A 23,767-nucleotide genomic window follows, 5' to 3' on the forward strand; every position below is an offset into this window, starting at 1 on the left:
ATAGCCTGCGCAACATTTATTGCGCAGGCTTTTTTATCAAAAATACCCTGATATTACCGATGTTTTTGGACTATAGCCCTGACGCGTATTGTCGGAAAATAGTGCTATCAGAGTTCCATCAGGTTGAACGCAACGCAACAACGATATTATCCAGACAGACGCTTTATGTACGTCATCAGCACTACGTAACCCGGCCTTCTGCCCCACTCCGATCTGGCGAATAACGCCCAGAGATGCTCACTACTCAGCGGATAAGTGAGACGCAACCCGCTATTTTTACCTTATTGCATCTGAAATGTTTACATTGCCACTTGTATGTAGCATTCTTGACGAAATTCATCATTTCAGCATAAAGGCAGAAAATCATGGATACGCCTGTCCATCTGTTAAAAGTTGCGCAACGTTCAGAGAAAATGCTGTTTTCTCTCACCGAACAAATTCAGTCACAGAAAGAAGAGTTGCAGGAAAACAAGTTTTATCAGGTCTATGCCAAGGCGGCGCTTGCCCGGCTGCCCCGTCTCACGCGCGCCAGCGTGGACTACGCCGTCAACGAGATGGAAGAAAGCGGCTATGTGTTTGATAAGCGCCCCGCCGGTAGCTCCACCAAATACGCGATGTCGATTCAGAACATTATCGACATTTACCATCACCGTGGGGTTCCCAAATATCGCGACCGCTATCCATCGGCATTTGCCGTTTTCATCGGCAACCTGAAAGGCGGCGTGTCTAAAACGGTTTCTACCGTTTCTCTGGCCCATGCGCTACGCACCCACCCTCACCTGCTTTATGAAGACTTACGCATCCTGGTCGTTGATCTCGATCCGCAATCTTCAGCAACCATGTTCCTCAACCATACACGGGCCATTGGCATGGTAGATGCCACATCCGCACAGGCCATGCTGCAAAATGTATCGCGCGAGGAGCTACTCTCAGAATTTATCGTGCCTTCCATTGTGCCGGGCGTGGACGTACTGCCAGCCTCAATTGAAGATGCGTTTATCGCCTCTCGCTGGGATGAGTTATGCGCCGAACACCTGCCTGGACAGAATGTTCACGCAGTGCTGAAAGAGAATGTGATTGATAAACTGCGCAAAGATTACGATTTCATCTTTATCGACAGCGGCCCACACCTTGATGCGTTTCTCAAAAATGCTATCGCCTCAGCCGATCTGCTGTTAACGCCGGTTCCGCCTGCGCAGGTTGATTTCCACTCGACGCTGAAATATTTAACCAGGCTCCCTGAACTGGTTGAAATTATTAATGAATCTGGCATGAAGTGTAATCTGCAAGGCAATATCGGCTTTATGTCAAAACTGTCGAATAAGGCCGACCATAAGCTTTGCCATAGTCTGGCGAAAGAAATTTTTGGCGGCGATATGCTTGATGTCGCGTTACCGCGACTGGATGGCTTTGAGCGTTGCGGTGAGTCTTTCGACACCGTTGTCTCGGCAAACCCAGCCACCTATATCGGCAGCAGCGAGGCGTTGAAAAATGCCCGCCACGCCGCCGAAGATTTCGCCCGGGCAGTCTTCGACCGCATTGAATTTATCAGAACTAATGGAGGTGTATGATGAGCGCCAAGAGAGTCACCATAGGCCGTACCTTCAAAACCCCTGCACTGCACGAGGATGATGGCGGACCGTCTCAGGAGCAAATCTTTACCCTCTCCACTGGGCGTCATGTTACTTTTTCGCTGCGTACAATCCCGGCCAATGAAGTCGAAAATGGGTCGTATGTCATTCAGGAGATCAATGGCCGCGATCAGACTTCGCTGACCAGCGAGTCCCTGAAAGACATTACCCGTACGCTCCGCCTGCAACAGTTTTTCCCTTGCATCGGCATTGAGCGGGAAGACGGCGTGGAAATTATTGATGGTTCCCGCAGACGCGCGGCGGCAATCTTGTGCCATACCCCGCTGAAAGTGCTGGTCACCACGTCAACGGTATCTGCCGATGAAGCCCGTAAACTGGCGGCAGATATTCAGACGGCGAAAGAACATAACCTGCGTGAAGTCGGGTTACGCCTGATGGCGCTTAAAGCGTCTGGTCTGAATCAGAAACAGATAGCCGCACAGGAAAAACTGTCGCCGGCCAAAGTCTCCCGCGCCATGCAGGCGGCCTCCGTTCCGCAGGAGCTGGTTTCACTGTTCCCGGTGCAGTCAGAACTTCATTTTTCCGATTACAAATTACTGGCGGCGGTGGACGAAAGTCTCGCCGAGAAAAATGTCGAACTGAGCACGCTGATCGAACAAATTTCAGAAGATATTGATCTTATTCTGAGCGAAGGTGGCCTTGCGGAAGATGAGATTAAAAATAAGCTGCTGAAGCTTATTCAGAAAAAAACGTCTTTGCTGATCTCGCTGCCTAAAAAAGAGAAAGCGAAGGTGGTTTCGCTGTGGGCTTTTGATGACAAAGACCGATACGCGCGTAAACGCATTAATGGCCGAACAATCTCTTTTGAATTTAATCGTCTGACAAAAGAGGTCATGGATGAGCTGGAACAGTCAATTAATGACGTGCTCGCCAGACATCTTGAGTAGGTGTAGAAAAAAGGTTGGCATTTAACCTACAGGCAAAGTGTCCGTAGTTTCCTGCCGGATGCGGCGTAAACGCCTTATCCGGCCTATAAAACCATGTAAATTCAAGGTATTGCAAAAACATCCGTACTGTCGTCGCTGTCATGCCCACGGCGATATATTTTCCTCTGAATTTCCCGTGAAGTCACCAATCCCAGTCATCAATAACCAGACGGCACTAATAATATTAAATAAATAATAAAAAATATAATAGTCAAACAACCACATAATTACTTTGTTATTTATTAACAATGGGAAAATAATAACCTTATACATTCTTCTCTTCCAGAAAAAGCGCAAACTATACCTCGTACATTTAGTATCCCAGGAGTGGATAAAAATGTCAGTAACACTAATCGATAACTTTTAGAGATGAATAATGAATATTATTACAGATGTTTTAGTCAACGGTCATATGTTTAACTGCATCGAGGATATGCAAGAAAAACACTTCCCCACAACACTTTTCCCGGAAGCTTATTTTCAAATGGTAATTGATGGTGACGTTAAGAATAATCGAAACGTTATCTGGCGTTGTAGAGAAGATTTATCCGGAAATCCTGTTTCTGTGAATCAGGATGGCGTCGTAAAATTTAATAACGCTGATGAAAGCTTTGTTGGACACACATTTTATATAGAAGCAATCGATAAAAATACTAGTCGCATATCAGTATATAGCTTTACAATTGAAAAGTTTTTCAAACACAATACAGAGAAAAAACTTAACCCTGAAGAAACCAAGTTATGGGTGGCAAGTGTAAACGGGCAACTGCCACATGTAGTGGAACTCCAGGATAATGTAATGACCCCTGCATATCGCCAGGTCAATGGAGGGCTATTTAAAGAGTGGGGGAAACTGGTAATTTACGGTTGGATTAGCGCGTATAGTGATACTGATATCGCAGCAACACACGGTTTCGATAATGGTAAAGCATATTGTTGCGATGGGGGAAGCTCTTGTTTTTCGGAGATTGGTCATTTAGACTTAAATGCTTGTGCAGTGTTTAAATAAAAACATAACCCTCTGATTTATATCAGATTACATGATATAAATCAGACCAGGCAATTAAATAACCACATTATAAATGTACCCACTTATCTCAAGCGATAAGACAATTTGACAATTTGATACCCCGTGATAGTTTGAACGGGTCATGTCTGGTGAACATCAGACTATGCAACTCGCTGACGTGAAAGAAAATAAACCTTCACGTCAGCTATCTCCACAATCGAATCCCTGATAGTGATACGTAATTTCCAGTCATTACCTATATATTGTAATTGTGCCATAACAAAATTACTGCTGCCGTAAAAGCAAAAAAACCGATAACACTGAGTAAAAAACTAATCGATACCTGATGGCTAAACTTAACTTTTCGGTTGCTGATCGTAATTTCATATCCTTCCATCTTGCTTCTCCTTGTTTACTCTGATTAACACCGGGTGTTTCTTTTACAGAACAACATTTATCTGTGGTACTTAAGTAGGGGAACATCTTTCCCTTATAACTTAAATAGCCTTTGATTTTCTGAGTAAGATTTTATATATGCACTATCACATACTGGCATTCAACGAAAAAGAAAACCATCAGGATTTAACCTTAGTTGTGAGGCCATAAAATAATAGATGGATATTAAGAATAGTGCAAAAACAGATATGGGCAGCGGAAAAAAATAAAGCCGGTGAACGACAGCATGTATTCACCGGCCCCTTCCAATGGATCGATATAAGACAGAAGGAAATAAACTGTTATATCAACTTGTCACTTTAATTACTTGAGTACCTTCACGGTATAACGGCCATCGGGCTGGCGATACGCACCATGAATATCAGTTTCAAAGCCCGGATAATGCGCGCCAATTTCACACAGCATCTGCAGGAACTCCAGTACCGGACGGCTTTCAGCGGTGATCATTTCGCCAGGCATCACCAGCGGTACACCCGGAGGATACGGCAGGATCATATTGGCGTTCACGCGACCGACCATGTCATCCAGATAAACTTCTTCCACTTCACTATGCAGTTCTTTCTGGAATGCACGATACGGCGTTACCACCATTTCAGGCAGAACTTCGAACGCGCGATACATCAGATCTGGCAAATTATGGTGAGAAATCAGTTTATGAATATTCTGCGCCAGCTCCTGAATACGCATGTCTTCATAGAATTCAGGATCTTCCTGATACAGTGACGGCAGCATGTTTTTCACACGCAGGTTTAAATCAAAGGCGCGTTTGAACTCGGTCAGACCACGCAACAGGCTCAGAGCTTTGGTTTTATCGATACCAATGCTGAAGAGGAAGAGCAGGTTATAAGGACCGGTTTTCTCAACGATAATGCCGTGTTCATCAAGGTATTTCGCCACAATGCTCGCCGGAATACCGAAATCGTCCATCGTGCCGTCTTTCGTCATACCCGGCGTCAGCAGAGTGACTTTGATCGGGTCCAGATACATATGCTCGTTGTCAATGTTCTGGAAACCATGCCAGCCGTTGTCAGAATTGAGCGGCCAGCATTCAACCTGGTCAATCTGCTCTGGCTGCCAGACATCAAAGAACCAACCTTCTGATTCACCTTTTAAGCGTTTAATCTCTTTACGGAACCGGATTGCACGATTAATAGAGCCATCAATCAGACGCTTACCGGCATTTCCTTTCATCATTGCCGCCGCAGTTTCCGTCGATGCGACAATACCGTAGTGCGGTGAAGTCGTGGTGTGCATCATATAGGCTTCGCTGAACGTCTCTTCGTTGACATCCCCTTTCACATGGATCATGGATGCCTGAGAAAACGCCGCGAGCAATTTATGCGTAGACTGAGTTTCGTAAATCACTTTACCTTCAACACGACCACCGCTCATCCCGCATTTACCTTTGTAAATTGGCGAGAAATTGGTGTAAGGCACCCAGGCGGAATCAAAGTGGATGGATTTTACGTCCAGCGTTTTCTTGATGTAGTCGGTGTTGTACAGCAGGCCGTCATAAGTCGAGTTGGTAATAACAGCATGTACAGGCCAGGTGGCATTCGGCGTTTCTTTCACGCGTTTGGCGATGGTTTCATGCTGAAATTCGCTCTGCGGAATGCCGCCTAAAATACCGTAAGCATTACGGGTCGGGCGGAAGTAGATCGGCGTAATATCGCTCATCATCATCAGATGAGTCAGCGATTTGTGGCAGTTACGGTCAATCAGCACAGTACTGCCCGCCGGAGCGGAATACATACCGACGATTTTGTTAGCGGTTGACGTACCGTTGGTGACCATATAGCTGCGTTCAGCGTTGAACACGCGAGCAATATACTCTTCCGCTTCTTTGTGCGGACCAGAGTGATCCAACAGAGATCCCAGCTCAGATACCGAGATGGAGATGTCTGACTTCATGGTGTTTGCACCAAAGAAGTCATAGAAAATGCTACCGACCGGGCTTTTCAGGAATGCCGTACCGCTCATATGACCAGGGGTACAGAATGTGTACTTACCTTCACGAACATATTTGAACAGGGCTTTGGTCAGTGGCGGCAGAATGGTATCGATATATTCGTCAGTGTTTTGTTTGATTTTTAAGGCGATATCTTCCGCCGCGCCCAGCGCGTATTCGAAGAAACGCACCTGCATACGCAGCTCGTTCAGGCTGACATCCAGGGTAGAGTGAGTATTTGCAAACGCATACAGTGGCATGTACTCATTCATGGCGCTGATTTCTTCGCACAGCGCAAGATTGTACTTATCCCAGTCGAAGATCACGCCGCAAAGTTGAGCATTATTTTCAATCAGCTTCAGCAGATCCTCACGGTCGTTTGGATAGACAACCTGGAAGCCCCGTTTTTCGAGGGCGCAATGCAACTCACGAATAGGCTCTTCTTTGAAGTAAACACCCATCTGATTCATTATCGCGATAACGTTCATATTTATATCTCCTGATAGAACAGGCTCCTCCCGTCTCGTTGTGGGAGAACGAGAGGAGCACAGATAAAGGAAGGGAATTAGTGGGTGTCTATGCCGTTAACGTCGTCAGCGGCATGTTCGCGCTGGTGCAATTTACGACCGTAAAACATCAGGATTATCAGGCTGACGATAAATGTACCGGTCAGCTCGAAGGACGTGGCGCCTGACAGAGCGATGAAGCAGAAGACACAACCCAGCACTGAACAAACCAGGCTGGCGCCGTTGCGCAGGTTGACGCCTTCGAAACGAATCAGATCAACACAGGAGTAGAAGTAAGGGAGCATGGTCAACAGCACTGCGATCCCGGTCAGCACGCCAAACAGGTCAGAAGCTTTACCACCGGTAGAGTTCATCACGGTTATCAGCACCATCAGGACGGTCATTTTCACCGCTGCAAGCAACAGGCCTTTTTTAGGGATGTTGTTACTGTCAACTTCACCATAAACTTTCGGGAAGTTGCCGTCGTTTGCCGCACGGACACCCGCCTGGCCAACCAGCATCATCCAGGAACCGAGGGAAGTCAGACAGGCGAACGCGGTAAAGGCAGAAACCACTGGCGCGGCCCAGCCACCAAACATGGTCGCGGCGCTAACGGCGAACGGAGCGCCAGACGCTGCCATGCGGTCTGCAGGGAACATACCGGAAAGAACCTGAGTCGCAGCAATATAAACAAGACCGGCCATTGCCGTTCCGAGCATAGTTGCCAGTGGAACGGTGCGTTTTGGATTTTTCACCATGCCGCTGCTCACCGCAGCAGATTCAACACCAACGAAAGCCCACAGGCAGAGCAGAATACTGTTAATCACAGCGCGGCTATCGGTCGTACCGGAGGTGTTCCAGTTTGCCTGGTAAGTCGCCAGATCAAACCAGTGCCAGCCAATAACAGCAGTCAGCGCGACAGGAATCAGTACCAGCATCAGGCCAATAGTTGTCAAACGGCTAACCCAGGCACCACCAAGCATGTTGATGAAGGTAAAGATCCAGACAATAGCAATACAGGCAATACCGGCTGGAATTGGGCTATTTAATACAGGGAAGAAGGTAGAAAGATAAGAAACCGCGGTAATACCAATTGCGAGGTTACCAATCCAGTTAGCGTGATAATAAAGAACACCCGTCTGGAATCCGAATGCCGGAGAGATTTCCCCCGCATAAGCAATTGGGCCACCTTGTTGCGGGTTTTTTGTCGCCAGGCGGGCATAAACATAAGCCAGCGACATCGCGCCAATAATAGAGATAACCCATCCCCAGATGGCAATACCACCAATGCTGGCAAGATTCGCGGGTAATAATGCAATCCCGCTTCCCATCATATTACCGGCTACCACGCCAGTACAGGCAAATAGCCCGATCTGTTTGGCAGAACTCATATTTTCACTCTCCTGGATTTAATATTCAAGGCACAAGTCAACATGTAAACAACGCTGCAAACTGGCCGACTACAGAAAAGGGTACTAATTCAGGAGAATGAAGTCCTAAAGATAAAATGAATAAACAATAAACGATATATAAATGATGTTTTTTAGAGAACTATAAAGGTTATCTGGATTATCTACGGTTATCATGAAAAGATAAATTTTATTGATTATCAACCAGTTAAAGCAATCTCCTTAAGGGTAAAACCGTAGTTTTTCTGACTTATGATGGATTACGTAAAATATAAATACGGTGACTGATGACATGAAAAAACGCCTTATCATATTATTTAAGAAAAAATATGATAAGGCTTCATTTATTCTACTGAAGAATAATTTTCAAGGTAGGGTACGATGCGGTTTAGCGATGTCTGGAATATTCCGTTTTTAATCCAGTACAGCGTGTTTTCACCAGGACGCAAATTAAATGCGGTAATATAGGCATCAGCAGCAAGACGGTTTTCGCCTTTCATTTCGTAGACTTTTCCCAGCAGGATATAGTTTAGCCAGGAGAGTTCATTTCTGATACCAAGATTAATTGCCTGATACGCCTCCTCCACGTTGCCACGATCTAACAAATCGACAGTTTTAATCTGATAGTAAATCGCTGAATCCTTGATCCCTGGGCTGTTACGAATTTTCTCCATCGAGGCATATAACGTTTTAAGCTGTTTGTCATCAAGCAACTGCTGCGTATGGCGAAAAATATCGATCAATGCTTTTTCAGCATTAACATAGGTAAATTCCGGGGACTGTTTCGCCACGTCTTCGAGGATTTCACTGGCTTTGTTTAGCGATGCAGCATCCCCCTGCATTAACAACTGATGTGCTTCAAAAAAATGTGCCAGAGACTGACTTTTAATGGGTTGATAATGGCTCATCATTTCCGTCATTTTGTCTGACCAGGATAGCGAGAGCGCCGATGATAAATTGCTCAGTAAATCATTCTGGATCGCAACCTCATTAGACCCCGTAATGAAGTAACGTTTATCCAGCATAACCTCGCCGTTCGCATGATCGACCAGGCGGACAGACATAAAACATTGCTGTGCGCGATAGTGACGTTGATTGAGAAACTCCAGCGTTAACGTTTTCCCTGAATTTCCCGAAACATGGCCACTGTAGTTTATTTTGTCATGCACCATATAATTAGAATATGTGTTAAGCGTAGATGTCACCAGGCTTCCTAAGCCAACAGCATAAAAAAGCTGCAAATTCCAGTTATTACATGCATTTCCGTTAACAAGGTGGATGTCTATATCAAGTGGGTTCAGAAGAACCTGAGTATTGGTCGTCGTTAAATTAGATTTAATTGCTGTTTTTGCAACCATAAATACACAACTAAGCACAGCCAGTAAAAAGATAGCCCAAACGATAAAAACACGGAGATGATGATATTTACGCAGTTGATTGTCAGATAATCGAGGCGCGGTAATGATGGGAGTATTGGTCGGTAGCGGCGTATCTGACACAATGTCGGGCTGTTCAGGGGATAAGGATGCCGTCACCTCCCCTTCTTCAGCGCACCATGTTACCGGCGCGGTGAGTTTATATCCACGTTTAGGGATAGTAATGATATATTCATTATTCTCATCATCATCGTCATTTTTTAATGACTTACGCAACTCAGAAATAGTTTGCGTCACAACGTGGCTGGTGACTATATTTCGCTTCCATACATGGTCAATCAACTCATCGCGTGTAAGGACTTCACCGGGGTGATGAGCCAAAAAAACCAGAAGATCAATTAATCGCGGTTCGAGTGTTATTCGCCGTCTATTTCGGCTGATTTGATTAACATCAGGGCTGACTAACCATTCGCCCACTCGAACGACAGGTTTCTGCATAAAAATTAGCTCCAAAAACGGCATGTTATATGCAGATATTAACACCCTCTTCAATTGTTGCATCTGTTTCCATATTATTAACCTCAAAATAAGTTAAATCTGTAGCAAAAAGAAACTAATTTAAGAAATTTAATAAGATTAAGTCAAGTGTTTACCCTGACTAATATAAAAACATTTATATTAATCCTATATAAATAGATTAAGAACACTGCTAAAAATCAACCAGTACAGACCAGGAGTTGTAGCGAGAGAACCAGGAATAGTAATCGTAGTTATCGACGACGATTCAGATATAGCACCTTGTCAGAATGCTATATCTGAAGTTCATAGAAGGTAATCAAAAAGGATTAGTCGGTAGTTTAAAGAAAGAGATCATTTCCTGCAATTGTCTGACCTGATCATGCAGACTCAGCGCAATGATTTCTGATTCTCCCACCAATATGCTATTACGCTGCGTCACGTTGTCCATTTCTGTGAGTGCATACGCAACCTGCTGAATTCCCTTACTCTGCTCTTCTGACGCCAGTGAGATATCATTCATAATGTTGTTGACATCATAAATGGCAACCACCATTTCATTAATCGTCTTACCCGCATTGGAGGCAAGCGTATTGCCCATAGTGACATGCTCAACGGCTGTCGTTATCAGTTTATTGATTTCTTTTGCTGCACTGGCACTGTTTTGAGCAAGATGCCGCACTTCACTGGCAACGACGGCAAATCCACGCCCATGATCTCCGGCTCTTGCCGCTTCAACAGCAGCGTTAAGCGCCAGGATATATGTCTGACGAGCGATATCATCCACGACTTTGTTAATTTCAGATATTTTTTTAACGCTCTGTTCGATGGTATGAATGGTTTCCGTAACCTCTTGCGCTGCCGTTACCCCTTCCTGTGCCGTCGTATTGGCGGCACTGGCGAATTCATTAGCTCTTTTGGCGTTGTCAGCATTATGCGCTACCGTTGTACTAATCTCTTCCATATTGGCAGCCGTAAGCTGTAATGCACTCGCTTGCTCCTCGGTACGACTCGACAAGTCGCTGTTGCCATGCGCCATTTCATCAGTACTGTCGCTAATTAGCGCAATTGAATTTTTAAACGTTGTAATGATGTTGCTTAAATTGAGCCGCATGCTGTCCAGTTGCTCAATAACCTCGCCAATTTCGTTTTTCTGACCAATGTCTAAGGTATGATTAAGCTCGCCATTAGAAATTAAAGAAAAGCATTCTTTAATGTATTCAAAGCGTGAGAATACTTTATTTTTTAACCATAGCCAGCCAACAACCGATAATATTATCCAAAAACCAAAAGAGAGTATACTAACATAATAAGAGTCAGTTATCAGACAATTAATAATGTCCTTAGCTTCAGGTTCATCATATTTATAGACATAATCATCCAGAGCATTTTCCTGAATAACAAAATTATCGACCTCTTTTTGCACTTCACTCAGTCGACCAGAACTAAACGCCTTTTCAACATTTGCAAAAGCATTACTGATTGCCTGAGTGGATTTCGAACCAACTTTAGTATCATCAGAAATTATATTCAGATACTCATGAAAATAATTTTTAGCAGACTCCATGTTATGCATGGATTTACTATTATCACGGTAATCCCATTCTTCAAAGACAAGTTCAAGCGCTTGCCGTGTCTTTGATAATTTATTGATCTGATCTAAACCTGTCGTTAACCTGAAAACGTTATTCTTAATCTCAATAAAGTGATATAACGTTATAATATTTGACATAGTGAAGAGTAAAACAACAAAAGAAACGGCAATAATAAAAGTTGTTTTTAGAGATAATGAGTCAGGTAAAAACCTGAGCTTCTCGCTGATTTTTGATGAAAAAATCATTATGCACCTGACCTGTAAGCATGAAAATTACTAAAGCAACATTTTAGTCAACTGATACTTCTGCTGTACGTTCAACCAATTGCATTTCTTCGCTGTTAAGCAATTTTTCAATATCGACAAGAATAAGCATTCTGGAATCAAGCGTACCTAAGCCAAGCAAATAATCTGTCGCTAATTTTGCGCCACTAAAATCAGGTGCCGGACGAATTTGTTCGGGTGACAAAGAGAGCACATCAGAGACACCATCGACGACTATCCCAACGATTTTGTTAGAAAAACTTAGCACGATAACGACCGTGTTTTCATCAAAAGCGACCGTGTCGAGATGAAATTTAACGCGAAAGTCAACGACAGGCACAATAACACCGCGAAGGTTTGTCACACCGGCAATAAAATCAGGGGTATTCGCAATGCGCGTAACGCGTTCGTAGCCGCGAATTTCCTGTACTTTTAATATTTCGATTCCATACTCTTCTTGCCCAAGAGTAAAAATCAAATATTCATTACCGACATTTTCTTTTGCCGATTGTTTATCATTATCTGTGAGTTTCATAATGTTTCCCTTAATTGAGAACCTTGCCGGAATCCACTATTGCAGGCGTCATTGATGTTCTGGAATAAAGCGCAGCAACATCCAGGATCATAGCTACGCTGCCGTCCCCCAGAATAGTGGCGGCAGCAATTCCCGGCACCTTACGATAGTTTTGTTCGAGATTTTTGACGACGACCTGATGCTGGCCAATCAGTTGATCCACCAGTAGTGCATAGCGAATACCTGCGCTTTGCACGACGACCGCAATACCTTCATTTACACTCTGTAAATCACTCTGGATACCGAAAAGACGATTCAGTTCGATGAGGGCCAGATATTCCTCTCTGACCTTCAATACCAACTCACCGCCGGACATTCTGTTTAGCGGCATTTCCAGTAACATCAGTGATTCCATCACCGCGCCAAGAGGGAGAACATAAATTTCAGCCCCAACGCGTACAGACATGCCGTCCAGAATTGCCAGCGTCAGAGGTAATATTATTCGGATAGTGGTTCCGCGCCCCTGTTCTGAATGGATTGTCACATGACCGCCCATATCCTGAATGTTTCGTTTCACGACATCCATACCAACGCCACGACCGGAGACATCGGTAACTTTCTCTGCGGTGGAGAAACCTGCTGCAAAAATGAGCATCCAGACTTCTTCATCGCTGGGGTTATCACTAATAGCGACGCCCTGCGCATGAGCGCGAGCTAGAATTTTTTCTCTGTTGAGCCCGGCGCCATCATCCACGACTTCGATAACAATATTACCGCCGTGGTGCTCTGCCGATAGCGTCAGGCTACCGGTAGCAGGTTTACCATTAGCTAGCCGGACATCAATCGGTTCAATACCGTGATCCAGACTATTGCGTACCAGATGAGTCAGCGGGTCGATAATTCGCTCGATTAAACTTTTATCCAGTTCCGCAGAACCGCCCCACAGCGTCAGCTCTACCTGTTTATTTAATTTATTAGCAAGGTCATGAACTAAACGGGGAAAACGGCTGAAGACATATTCCATTGGCATCATACGGATCGACATCACCGATGCCTGTAAATCCCGGGCATTACGTTCGAGTTGCGCAATACTATTAATCAACGAGTCATACTGAGCAGGATCCAGCCCCGCAGATAACTGTGTCAACATGGTCTGGGTAATAATGAGTTCACCGACCTGGTTAATTATCTGGTCTACTTTTTCTACGGCGACACGAATACTACCGGATTCAGTGCTTTGTTTACGGGATTCGCTGGCGCTACGCAGTTTTCTTGATGGCGCAGCGCCAATCGGGGAACTGTTTGTCGCAGAAAAACCATTATCGTTTGTTTCTTTCGCAACACCGTCTGCATCCAGACAGGTATTTTCTACAAAATCTTCATCACAAACATCAATCGTGATTTGTTCTGGTTCCAGAATAAAACATAATACCGCCAGAATATCATCCGCAGCGGTAGTGGTGAGCATACGAGCCTGCAGGCTGCTTTTTTCAATTTTAAGATCCTGCAACATGCCAAGATTCTTAAGCTCCTCAACAAGAGGTTCGAAATCCTTTTCGCCTAGATCCTTGAGGGTAATCTTTAAAACATCTTCTCCCGTTCCCGTATCTTTTTTACTTTCTTTTATCGGCTCGGCCTGATGACTATTGTTTACAGAGCCCTCTTTGGATTCCAGGGCTAACTGTCTCAGCGCCTCACAAATATATCGGTAGCTGTCCTCATCCGGCGTGCGGGAAGATTTATATGCATCAAGTTGATCCTGCATAATATCCTTACTTTCCAAAAAAAGATTAATGATGCCTTCATTGAGCTGGAGTTTTCCGCTGCGGGCATCATCCAGAATATTTTCCAGAATATGTGTCGTTTCCTGTAATATGGTAAAACCAAATGTACCCGCGCCGCCTTTAATCGAATGGGCGGCCCGGAAGATGGCGTTCAGGCTTTCCTTATCAGGCGCTCGCGGATTAAGCTCGAGCAAATGCCCTTCCATATCTGCCAATAGTTCATCGGCTTCATCAAAGAAAGTCTGATAAAAATCGCTGATATCCATCTTATTTCGTCTTCTCCTGAACAGGAATTTCGGACGCTGAGTGTAACTGCGAGTTGGCTGTACCAGGTTTGCTGGATGGAGCAATACCAGGTTTACTGGATGGCACAGAGAGTTTTTGTGCTGTCACATCACTGTCAAGCAACTTATCCTCGTTCATAATTTCTTTTTCTTTCTCTTCACTCAGCACGAGGATACTGATGCGACGGTTGACGGGATCGTCTTTCGCTGTACCGGTCTGATTCATACTGTCAGCATCACCGACAACCTGTAAGAATTTGCCAACTTCCAGTCCATGATTAATAAGTATTCTTCTCGCCGCGTTAGCACGATCAACGGAAAGTTCCCAGTTGCTATAGCCTGCTTCACCGCCGGCATAAGGCAACGAATCAGTATGTCCGGTTACCATTATGTGATTCGGTAATTGGTTCAAAACAGGCACTAATGCCTCCAGAATTCCGACCATATAGGTTTCCGGTGTCCAGCTACCGACTTTAAACATCGGGCGTTCCTGGCTGTCCGTTATCTGTATCAACAGTCCATTCGGGGTCAACGATAAGCGTAAATTTGAACGGAATTTGTTCAGACGGGCATCCGTCTTCATGATGTCGTGCAGCTTTGACTCAGCATGCTTCAGCGTTTTATTTCCCGAATAGAAATGATCTTCTTGCTTTTGCAAAACAGCTTTCTGAACTTCCCCATTCTGATGAACAACATCCTCGCCACCGCCAGGAATAATACTTTGGCTCTGAGTATCTTTGTCGCCATGTTCGGCCATAGGGACGCCGATAGGTATTTTGAAATACTCTGCAAGCTGATGACGCTGCTCTGGCGTGGAGGAAGAAACCAGCCACATAACCAGAAAAAAGGACATCATGGCAGTCATAAAATCGGCATAAGCGATTTTCCATGAGCCACCATGTAAACCTTCTTTTTTATTCCCTGAGCGCCTTACGACAACAATGTTGCCGGTCCCATTGTTCTTCATGGTGCCTCACCTGTGGACGAATTATTGGCCGAATATTTCGCCTGGCGAACATGTTCCTCAAGCTCGGCAAAGCCCGGACGTTCGCTGGTAAAGAGCGTTTTTCGACCGAACTCAACCGCAATTTGCGGCGCAGAACCATGAATACATGACAGCAACGTGGTTTTAATACACTGAAGCATTTTTATTTGCTCGGCACTTTTCTGTCGTAACAGAGACGCCAGCGGAAGCACCAAACCATAAGCCAGCAGGATCCCTAAAAAGGTTCCCACCATCGCATGGGCTATCAAAGCGCCGAGTTCACCAGCGGGTTTGTCTACTGCGCTCAGGGCGTTTACGACCCCCATAACGGCTGCCACAATACCGAATGCCGGTAAAGCATCACCTGCAGTTTGCAAACTGTGAACCGTTGTTTCATATTCCATTTCGCAGGTTTCAATTTCCTCATCCATTAAAGATTCCATTTCAAAGGCGTTCATACTGCCACTGATCATCAGCCGCAGGTAATCAACCATAAAATTCATCACGCTTTTATCTTTCAATAAGCGGGGATAAGAGGAAAAAATATCACTGCTTTCAGGATCTTCAATATCATTTTCCAGTGACATTAGCCCTTTTTGACGTCCTTTACTTAGCAGTAAAAACATCATGGCCAGTAAATCCATGTACATTTCTTTTGAATAAAGTGCCTTAGCCCGGAATAAGACAGGAAATGTTTTTATAGTTGAACGAATAGCCTTGCCATTATTACCAACGATAAATGCACCCAGACCAGCACCTGCGATAATCAAAAATTCGGTAGGCTGATATAATGACATCAGATATCCTCCGGCGAGGACATAACCACCAAACACAGTCACAAAAACTACAAAATATCCTAATAAAACAAGCATGTTCGCTCCTTACCATCGGTCATGCCCGGTATGAAAAAGGCTGACAGAGATGTTCACTACGATGAAAAACTACCGAACATCCCGACGGCAGCGTAAACAACGACAATGAGAAATTTCTCTCGTGGTAATAAAATCACGAAGGCGAATGCTCATGGTTGCATATCTGTACAGGAGGTACGACAATCACATATTAGATAATAATATCTGTAACTGAATGACCAACCTCAGGACATCAAGTTATTGCAGATTAATATCTGCATGCATTTCAAGCCGTGCTCTTAATCTTTTGATTGTCTGACTGTGTAATTGGCTGATGCGTGTTTCTGTCACAGATAACAAGAGGCCAATCTCTTTCATATTAAGATCCTGCTGATAATACAGGTTTAATAGAAACTGCTCCCGCTCGGGTAACAACTGAATTTCTTCGCTAATTTTCTGCATAAGATCCTTACGCAGAATATCGTTCAGAGGATTTTCCTCATCAGTTTGAAATTCAGAAAGTTCAAACCCTTCAGCCCCATCTTCCATCAGCTCATCAAGCGAACATATCAGGCTTGAGTTTGTTTCCTGTAAAACAGTCTGGTAATCCTGCAGTGACATTTCCAGTTCCGCTGCGACTTCCTGTTCGGTCGCTGCATTGCCGGTTCGCTGTTCCACGCGGGCAATCGCGGCACTAACTTCACGCGATTTTCGTCTTATGCGGCGCGGCGCCCAGTCATTTTCACGCAGTTCATCAATGAATGCCCAGCGAACACGCTGCGCCAGAAAAACTTTCAGTTTCACCCCCATACTGGGATCAAACTGATCGACTGCGTTCATCACTGCTATTGCACCTGCCTGCATCAGGTCATCCAGTTCAACACCGGCAGGGAGTCGAGCTTGCAATTTAAGGGCTTCGTGGCGAACCAATCCGCCAAATTGCGCCCATAAATCACTCTTATTATATGTTACAGCCAGATTATATAACCCCTTCACTTTACCATATTCCGTATTATTGCAATGAAGGCTTATTATTCGACATTCCCGGGCAATCACATAGCCTGATAAAAGCGATTAAAGTGAAACATATCAGGAGTTCAATAATCAAAGGTAAATTCATCTTTTATATACCTAATAATTATCCTGATATGTATTTTACTATTATTTTAATTTAGAACGATTCCCACTCATCATCCGACTGGACTGGTATTTTTTTCGTTACATCGGGTAATAAATGCTTTCTGGTTTGTTTTTTAACATTCCAAGAACGTTTATCTTTTTCTTCTTCGACAACGAAAGAAGAAACCATATTATCCAGTTCACCGGCATTGGTTTCGACATCACTGGTAGTTTTAGCTGCCTGCTCCACCATAGCCGCATTTTGTTGCGTAACCAGATCCATTTCATTGATTGCCTGCGCAATCTGGCTTATGCCAATACTTTGCTCATCAGAGGCTGAGGTAATTTCTGCCATGATATCGGTAACCTGAATGACAGATTTGACGATCTCTTTCATCGATTCCCCGGCGACAACCATTTCCTGAGAACCGGTATTCATGTTGGCGACACAAGTATTGATCAGCAAACGAATCTCTTTTGCTGCATCTGCGCTACGTTTAGCCAGGTTGCGAACTTCACCGGCAACAACGGCAAATCCGCGCCCCTGTTCACCTGCACGCGCCGCTTCTACTGCCGCGTTCAACGCCAGAATATTGGTTTGATTCGCAATGCTGTCGATAACGCCGTTGATGTCCGCAATTTGACGGGAACTGTCTGATATTTCACGCATAATACCGTCAAGATTGCTCATCACATCACCGCCATTACGTGCACTAATGCTGGCGCTTTCCGCGAGTTGTCTGGCGCTATGCGCGTTATCGGCGTTCTGACGAACGGTGATTTTTAGCTCTTCCATACTGGCAGCAGTTTGCTGGAGTGCAGAAGCCTGCTCTTCTGTACGTGATGACAAGTCATTGTTGCTATTAGCAATTTCATGGGCATTGTGGTAAATCTGCTTCACGCCGGCACGGATGCCATTAACGGTTTCCGTCAACGATAATCGCATTTTTTCCACTTCAGCCAGCATAAAACCGATTTCATTCAGATTGCCAATTTTTGTTTCATGACTCAGGTCGCCGCTGGCGATTTTTCTGAATGCTTCTTTTGCCATATCTAGGCGCTGGAAAAGGTTACGTTTCAACCAGATACGTGACACAAAAAAGATAATAAGACCCAGCAACAGTGTAATCACTGAGATGGTGGTTATTCTTTGCGTTTCTCTGTCTGACTCGACATTAAATTTGTTGGTAACACGAGCGGCTTCATCCAGATAAGCGTCAATGCTGGTACGTAGCGCATGTTGCACATCCATATCGTCAGCAACGATATTACCTGGATAATCTTCCGGATGAGTGATGAACCCCATTTTATTGGTTTCTCTGTCCAGAGCATCATCAAAGCTTTTCTTGACCGCCAGCGCACGGTTATGTTCTTCCTCGGTGGTGAACGGCTTATCCATAAACTGGCTGATTAACTTACGTGACTTACTTAACACATCACGATAAGTATCTATTTCATCCTGAGTAATTTCTTGTTTGGTAATATTGTGCATCATCAGCGAATTAATTCCGCTGAAACTGTCAAGAGTATAGATAGCCGCCATCATCAGGGATTCATTTTTATCCAGAGATAAGATAGCCCTGTCAAAGTTCCTTGATGCGTTATTTGAGTTCACATAACTCAAACCGGATACCAACACGAGAAATAAGATGAATATACCCAGCAGGATATTCATCCAGGTCGAAATATTAAAGTGTTTTAACATGATTTCTTAACCAAAGTAAAAAATACCCTACTGGTAAACAATTACCCGTAATAATAGCTATATTTACCCTTCCCTGAGTCAGGTCAGGGTTAAATATTTACCCAAGCGTTTTGAATATAGAAAGCTGCTGCATTGCCTGAAAAACGCTCATAGATGAATTTAAAGCAAACTCAGACATTTTTGATTCAGATAATACGCTGATCATGGTGTCCCAGTCAGAACCCGTTGATTCCTGCAGTCGGCTCTGTACGGTAATCGCCTGCGTATCAGCACTGCTTCCCAGCGTCTCCAGTTGTTGCAGGTTTGAACCTACACGCGCCTGAACTTTTCCCAGGTTATCAATCGCTTTATGTACATCAGTATTGGTTTGCCCAATGGTCGCTTCAAACGCTTTTCGTTCAGCGTCGGTCGGGTTTTCCGGCAGATTATTTAACGCATCAATGGTCTTCTGTAAGGATTGCAGGATATTATCCCCCGTTCCCGCATCAGTCGGGAAAAGCGCATCTCCTGTCGTACTGGTCTGCATTTCCGTACTGTCTGACACATTCTGTGTCATTGGCGTCGTACCGCCAACGTAGGTGCCATCGGCCTGAAACGGTGCAGCACCTGTTTTATAGCCCGCAAAAATGTACTGCCCATCGCTGTTTTTGCTGTTCGCCAGGTCGAGCAAACGGCTGCGGATCCCGGATAATTCTGTTGCCAGCGCTTCGCGGTCCGCTTTGCTGTACGTTTCAGATCCCGCCTGAACAATTTTGCCGGAGAGGTCTTCGGTCAGTAAGCCGGATATAGACGTCAGATTGTTATCTTCCTGTCCGAGGGCATCCTGGGCATATTTTCTCGCGGTATCAAACTCGCCCAGACGTGCAAGCGCATTTTGATACATCACCGCCTGTGATGCCTGACCTGGATCGTCAGAAGGTTTCAACAGTGTCTTACCGGCAGAAAGGCGCACGGAGAGATCGTTATAATTGGTCATGGCTTTAGACATACTGTCTAACTGACGCTGATACATAAAACTGGTGCTAAGGCGCATAGCGATTATCTCAAAATAGAATATTGTCAGTGACGTATTATTTAAGGCTTAACAACGTGTCAAAAAGACTGTTAGCTGTTTTAAGCACTTCGGCATTGGCCTGATAATATTGAGAAAACATCTGTAAATTGACGTATTCCTCATTCATATCCACCCCTGAAACCGCCTGCTGTTGCATTGCCCACTGGTCACAGGCTTTTCCGGCGGTATCCTGTTCTGCCTGAAGGGTGCTGACCGTCGATCCCACAGAACTTACCAGGTTGGCATAAGCGCCTGTCAGGGTCATATCTCCGACAATCTTTTCATCCTTAATATCGAGAAACTTCTTAATATTTCCTTTGTTGATTTCTTCTGACACATCTTGCGAGTCGGAAGCGGCAATCCCATCACCATCGGTAATCGCTACCTTAATACTATCTGCCGCGCCGGAAGCAGGATTCAGCGTAAAACTGTCACCATCATTAGGTGTTCCTGTCGGCGTCACGGTGATACCGTCAAATGAGAGTGAACCACCAGGATTAACGGTTGGCGTAACGGCTTTACCCTCGCTGTTTTTCACTTCCCAGGCATTAGATGTGCCATTCCAGGTGATGGTATAATCTTCGGCATTAACCGCTGAGGCGTTATCTATGGTCACTCCCAGGGAAGCACTGCCGCTATTGGAGTTATAGCCTGTTGCCTGCGGAGCATCGAGACTGAAAATATCGCCACCGTGATTACCGTTATGATCATAGCCACCTTTATTGACCTCATTAAATCTCGACGCCATTTTCAGCGCTAACTGATTAAGCTGATTACGGGCATCGACCAGATCGGTATTACGGAATTTAAACAAACCGCCGAGATTACCTGTTGTGGCATCTTCATCCAGCAACTGGGGATTACCGGTGGCATCAATGTAAGCAACCTGCATCTGAGACGGATTTTTATCTGACGGAGTGGCTTTTAAATTGTAAGACTTACTGCCATTGACCAGTGACATGCCGTTTTGCATTGAGACATTCACACTGCCCGTTTCTTTATTTTCCGTGACCTTAATGCCTATCTGCGTACTCAGTTTATTTAACAGTTGATCGCGTTTATCGAGCAGATCGGAAGGCATTCCGCCCGTTTGACCATGAATCTTTTCGATCTCCGCATTCAGTTTTGCTAACTGAGTGGTACAGGAGTTGATATCTTCAACACTTTGACTGATTTGCGTGTTGGTATTTTTATCAAGGCCGTTCAGGGTCTTGCTGTTAGAACGATACTGATTCGCCAGCGCTTCAAATTGCGACAACACACCCTGACGCGCAGCAGGATCGAGCGGGTTATCACTGACCGCTTCCATTGCCGTAAACATATTGCCAAGTGTCGTGGAGATGTTATTGGTATCATCCCCTAACATGTCATCAATCTGGCTGACCTGCTGATAGCGGCCCTGCATGGTGGTAAATTCTGTTGTTGCACCACGTACCTGATTATTCAGGAATCCGTCATACATGCGCTGAACGTCATCCACGGCGACACCATAACCAAAAAAACCATAATTAGTAGACTGGCCGCCCGCTTCTCCAAGCATAATGTTTTGACGGCTATACCCTGCCGTTACGGCATTCGTCAGGTTGTTTCCGACGACGTTAAGGGCACACTGCGCCGCGCTTAATCCATTCTGAGCCAGATATAATAAATTCATAAAGTACCCGCCATGTCGACGCTGATTGAAATCTTTAGGTTATAAAAACTCTGCTTTACTAATAAATCGGCCTGAGTGAAATTCCCTAAAGCCTGTATTTAAAATATTGATGAAAGGTCCGTGTTATAGGCATTCACAGCATGCTCAGCCCGACCTTTAACTTGTTGAATAATGCTAATTAATTTATGTGCGTATGCAGGATCGGTAGCATAACCGGCTGACTGAAGCGCTTTTGCCGCCGCCTCTGGTTTTACGGCATTGCAGACATGTCGGTAACGCGGGTTATTAACCAGTAATGACGCGTAATCCTCCAGCGCCGCTGTATAGGACGGATAAACCTTAAATCGCGCTTTGGTCTTATTCGCCACCCCATGTTTATATTCGGTGGTAGTTATTTCCGTCGTTTCACCGTGCCAGTCAGATGCAGCTTTTATGCCAAACAGGTTATGGCTGGGTTTGCCGCTTTGTGTTGGGATTTCACGATTTCCCCAGCCTGATTCAAGCGCGGCCTGTGCAATAATAAGTTGATGCGGGATCCCACTTTTGCGGGCAACAGCCAGAGCAGGTTGCAGCAGGCGTGAAATAAAACCGCCCCCTTCCCGTAGTGCCGTTTCGGGTAGCTCCCGAACAGAACGAGGCACTAATTGCGATAGCGAGAAAGGATGCGCCGGTGAATGAGGCAGCGCCGCATTAAAATGCGACGTGGACGGGACATACGGCTGAGAAGTGGCGGTATGCGGATGAACACCACCGCCCATCTGGGCGACCATCTGATCCGCAAAGCCAAGTTTCCCCGTTTGCGCGATGTTCTGCGAAATTTGCTGATCGAACATCGAAGTAAACATCGAGGACTGTTGTGAATCCATCGCCCCGCTTCCCAACGAGGCATCGCGCATACTTTTCAGCATCATCTGTACAAACAACCCTTCGAGTTGTTGTGCCGCGACTCTCAGACCATTTGCCGAATTACTTTTTACGTCCCGCTTAAGCCCGTCAAGGCTGTGTTCATCAAATGCGGCACCATTAGATATCATTGACAGGCTGTTCATTAATTGATCTCCAGGCGTGCGTGCAGGCAACCCGCGTCATTCATCGCTTGCAGGATCGCCATCAAATCATTCGGCGTCGCACCGAGACTGTTCAGCGCCCGTACTACATGACTTAAATCGGCACTGGTGCTGACGCGTTGCAAAGAACCGCCCTGTTCACGAACAGAGACTTGAGTTTGCGGCACAACCACCGTCTGTCCGCCAGCCAATGGAGTATCCGGTTGGCTCACCTGACTGGAATGGGCGATATCCACGCTCAGATCACCCTGGGCAACAGCACAGGTATCAAGCGTGACATGGCGGTTTATGACCACCGACCCGGTACGCGAGTTAATAATGACGCGAGCATCTCCGGAACCAGCATTCAGTGACAAATCCATCACCGCAGCCAGAAAACGGACTCTGGCAGCCTCGCCATTTGGCGCATACAGTTTTACTGTCCGCGCATCTTCAGCCACAGCTGCGGAATAGAAACGGCGATTAATGGTGTCGCTAATCTTCTGGGCAACAGAGAAATCACTCGCGTTAAGCAGCAGTTTTAACGGGCGCTGGCTGGCGTAATCCATCGGCACTTCACGTTCAACGGTTGCGCCGTCGGTAATACGTGCGCCGTTGAGCTGATTCACCTGTACGCTGCTTCCGCGGCTCTGAGCTCCGGCGCCGGAAACCAGCAAATTGCCCTGCGCCAGCGCATAGATCTGATTATCCGCGCCTTTCAGCGGCGTCATAAGCAGTGTGCCACCACGCAAACTTTTGGCGTTACCCATCGATGAGACGACCACATCAAATTTTTCACCCGCACGGGCAAAAGGCGGCAGTTCTGCCGTTACCATTACTGCAGCAACGTTTTTCAACTGCATACTCGACCCAGGCGGGACGGTGATCCCCAGCTGCGAAAGCATGTTGTTCAGCGTCTGCGTCGTAAACGGTGTTTGCATGGTCTGGTCGCCTGTACCATCCAGACCGACGACCAGACCGTACCCCATCAAAGAGTTACCACGCACACCTGACAACGAAGCCAAATCGCGGATACGCTCTGCCCTGACCGACAGGGAGAGCATGATTAACAATAACAGGCCGGTCAGACGGGTAAATTTATGCCAAAAATAACG

At 45.5% G+C, this 23,767-nt stretch carries 17 protein-coding genes; 3 read left to right on the forward strand and 14 right to left on the reverse strand.

Annotated features, from left to right (window positions below; translation table 11 throughout):
* Window positions 1-365 precede the first annotated feature (365 nt).
* The 3 genes from D9597_RS20920 (at window position 366) to D9597_RS20930 (ending at window position 3,587) form a co-directional block, all read left to right on the forward strand.
* Complete coding sequence (locus tag D9597_RS20920) at window positions 366-1,571, forward strand: AAA family ATPase (protein ID WP_130224424.1); 1,206 nt, start codon at window positions 366-368, stop codon at window positions 1,569-1,571.
* Complete coding sequence (locus D9597_RS20925; RefSeq protein WP_240780452.1) at window positions 1,568-2,539, forward strand: ParB family protein; 972 nt, start codon at window positions 1,568-1,570, stop codon at window positions 2,537-2,539. Before D9597_RS20920 ends, D9597_RS20925 begins: the two co-directional genes overlap by 4 nt.
* 415 nt (window positions 2,540-2,954) lie before the next feature.
* Window positions 2,955-3,587 carry a hypothetical protein gene (locus D9597_RS20930; protein WP_130224426.1) on the forward strand — a complete coding sequence of 211 codons (633 nt, stop codon included), beginning with the start codon at window positions 2,955-2,957 and terminating at the stop codon, window positions 3,585-3,587.
* A 759-nt stretch (window positions 3,588-4,346) separates the two neighbouring features.
* Here D9597_RS20930 and cadA read toward each other — a convergent pair.
* The 14 genes from cadA to D9597_RS21000 all read right to left on the reverse strand — a co-directional run bounded on the left by cadA (window position 4,347) and on the right by D9597_RS21000 (window position 23,716).
* A complete protein-coding gene (cadA, locus tag D9597_RS20935; protein WP_130224428.1) occupies window positions 4,347-6,479 on the reverse strand; it encodes a lysine decarboxylase CadA in 2,133 nt (710 codons plus the stop codon).
* Between the two features lie 77 nt (window positions 6,480-6,556).
* On the reverse strand, window positions 6,557-7,888 hold the full coding sequence (gene cadB, locus D9597_RS20940; RefSeq protein ID WP_130224430.1) for a cadaverine/lysine antiporter: 1,332 nt from the start codon (window positions 7,886-7,888) through the stop codon (window positions 6,557-6,559).
* 362 nt (window positions 7,889-8,250) lie between these two features.
* Entirely contained in the window at window positions 8,251-9,780 is a 1,530-nt protein-coding gene (gene cadC, locus D9597_RS20945; RefSeq protein WP_130224611.1) for a lysine decarboxylation/transport transcriptional activator CadC, read from the reverse strand.
* 337 nt (window positions 9,781-10,117) lie between these two features.
* Entirely contained in the window at window positions 10,118-11,638 is a 1,521-nt protein-coding gene (locus tag D9597_RS20950; RefSeq protein ID WP_130224432.1) for a methyl-accepting chemotaxis protein, read from the reverse strand.
* A gap of 43 nt (window positions 11,639-11,681) precedes the next feature.
* Window positions 11,682-12,191 carry a chemotaxis protein CheW gene (locus D9597_RS20955; RefSeq protein WP_130224434.1) on the reverse strand — a complete coding sequence of 170 codons (510 nt, stop codon included), beginning with the start codon at window positions 12,189-12,191 and terminating at the stop codon, window positions 11,682-11,684.
* A 10-nt stretch (window positions 12,192-12,201) separates the two neighbouring features.
* The gene (cheA, locus tag D9597_RS20960) at window positions 12,202-14,220 is read right to left on the reverse strand and encodes a chemotaxis protein CheA (RefSeq protein ID WP_130224436.1); all 2,019 of its coding nucleotides are present in this window, start codon (window positions 14,218-14,220) and stop codon (window positions 12,202-12,204) included.
* Window position 14,221: 1 nt separating this feature from the next.
* Window positions 14,222-15,205, reverse strand: a complete 984-nt coding sequence (motB, locus tag D9597_RS20965; protein WP_130224438.1) for a flagellar motor protein MotB — start codon at window positions 15,203-15,205, stop codon at window positions 14,222-14,224.
* Entirely contained in the window at window positions 15,202-16,095 is an 894-nt protein-coding gene (gene motA / locus D9597_RS20970; protein WP_130224440.1) for a flagellar motor stator protein MotA, read from the reverse strand. The genes motB and motA overlap by 4 nt, the downstream gene beginning before the upstream one ends.
* 237 nt (window positions 16,096-16,332) lie before the next feature.
* On the reverse strand, window positions 16,333-17,070 hold the full coding sequence (locus D9597_RS20975; protein WP_130224613.1) for an RNA polymerase sigma factor FliA: 738 nt from the start codon (window positions 17,068-17,070) through the stop codon (window positions 16,333-16,335).
* A 175-nt stretch (window positions 17,071-17,245) separates the two neighbouring features.
* The gene (locus D9597_RS20980) at window positions 17,246-18,898 is read right to left on the reverse strand and encodes a methyl-accepting chemotaxis protein (RefSeq protein WP_130224442.1); all 1,653 of its coding nucleotides are present in this window, start codon (window positions 18,896-18,898) and stop codon (window positions 17,246-17,248) included.
* A 97-nt stretch (window positions 18,899-18,995) separates the two neighbouring features.
* Entirely contained in the window at window positions 18,996-19,931 is a 936-nt protein-coding gene (gene flgL, locus D9597_RS20985) for a flagellar hook-associated protein FlgL (protein ID WP_130224444.1), read from the reverse strand.
* A gap of 37 nt (window positions 19,932-19,968) precedes the next feature.
* Window positions 19,969-21,606 (reverse strand): flagellar hook-associated protein FlgK, encoded by a 1,638-nt coding sequence (gene flgK / locus D9597_RS20990; RefSeq protein WP_130224446.1) that lies wholly within the window; start codon window positions 21,604-21,606, stop codon window positions 19,969-19,971.
* 98 nt (window positions 21,607-21,704) lie between these two features.
* Window positions 21,705-22,655 (reverse strand): flagellar assembly peptidoglycan hydrolase FlgJ, encoded by a 951-nt coding sequence (gene flgJ, locus D9597_RS20995; RefSeq protein ID WP_240726356.1) that lies wholly within the window; start codon window positions 22,653-22,655, stop codon window positions 21,705-21,707.
* Window positions 22,655-23,716 (reverse strand): flagellar basal body P-ring protein FlgI, encoded by a 1,062-nt coding sequence (locus D9597_RS21000; protein ID WP_276320030.1) that lies wholly within the window; start codon window positions 23,714-23,716, stop codon window positions 22,655-22,657. Before D9597_RS21000 ends, flgJ begins: the two co-directional genes overlap by 1 nt.
* Window positions 23,717-23,767 lie beyond the last annotated feature (51 nt).

It is taken from the genome of Escherichia sp. E13S3 (assembly GCF_004212325.1).
Classification (GTDB): domain Bacteria; phylum Pseudomonadota; class Gammaproteobacteria; order Enterobacterales; family Enterobacteriaceae; genus Escherichia.

Bases quoted from the DNA above. Each gene is read 5' to 3' on its own strand.
- cadC (WP_130224611.1), bottom strand. From the start codon at position 9,780: ATGCAGAAACCTGTCGTTCGAGTGGGCGAATGGTTAGTCAGCCCTGAT.
- flgK (WP_130224446.1), bottom strand. From the start codon at position 21,606: ATGAATTTATTATATCTGGCTCAGAATGGATTAAGCGCGGCGCAGTGT.
- D9597_RS21000 (WP_276320030.1), bottom strand. From the start codon at position 23,716: ATGCTCTCCCTGTCGGTCAGGGCAGAGCGTATCCGCGATTTGGCTTCG.
- D9597_RS20930 (WP_130224426.1), top strand. From the start codon at position 2,955: ATGAATATTATTACAGATGTTTTAGTCAACGGTCATATGTTTAACTGC.
- cheA (WP_130224436.1), bottom strand. From the start codon at position 14,220: ATGGATATCAGCGATTTTTATCAGACTTTCTTTGATGAAGCCGATGAA.
- motA (WP_130224440.1), bottom strand. From the start codon at position 16,095: ATGCTTGTTTTATTAGGATATTTTGTAGTTTTTGTGACTGTGTTTGGT.
- motB (WP_130224438.1), bottom strand. From the start codon at position 15,205: ATGAAGAACAATGGGACCGGCAACATTGTTGTCGTAAGGCGCTCAGGG.
- D9597_RS20950 (WP_130224432.1), bottom strand. From the start codon at position 11,638: ATGATTTTTTCATCAAAAATCAGCGAGAAGCTCAGGTTTTTACCTGAC.
- D9597_RS20955 (WP_130224434.1), bottom strand. From the start codon at position 12,191: ATGAAACTCACAGATAATGATAAACAATCGGCAAAAGAAAATGTCGGT.
- D9597_RS20925 (WP_240780452.1), top strand. From the start codon at position 1,568: ATGATGAGCGCCAAGAGAGTCACCATAGGCCGTACCTTCAAAACCCCT.
- D9597_RS20980 (WP_130224442.1), bottom strand. From the start codon at position 18,898: ATGTTAAAACACTTTAATATTTCGACCTGGATGAATATCCTGCTGGGT.
- flgL (WP_130224444.1), bottom strand. From the start codon at position 19,931: ATGCGCCTTAGCACCAGTTTTATGTATCAGCGTCAGTTAGACAGTATG.
- flgJ (WP_240726356.1), bottom strand. From the start codon at position 22,655: ATGAACAGCCTGTCAATGATATCTAATGGTGCCGCATTTGATGAACAC.
- cadA (WP_130224428.1), bottom strand. From the start codon at position 6,479: ATGAACGTTATCGCGATAATGAATCAGATGGGTGTTTACTTCAAAGAA.
- D9597_RS20920 (WP_130224424.1), top strand. From the start codon at position 366: ATGGATACGCCTGTCCATCTGTTAAAAGTTGCGCAACGTTCAGAGAAA.
- cadB (WP_130224430.1), bottom strand. From the start codon at position 7,888: ATGAGTTCTGCCAAACAGATCGGGCTATTTGCCTGTACTGGCGTGGTA.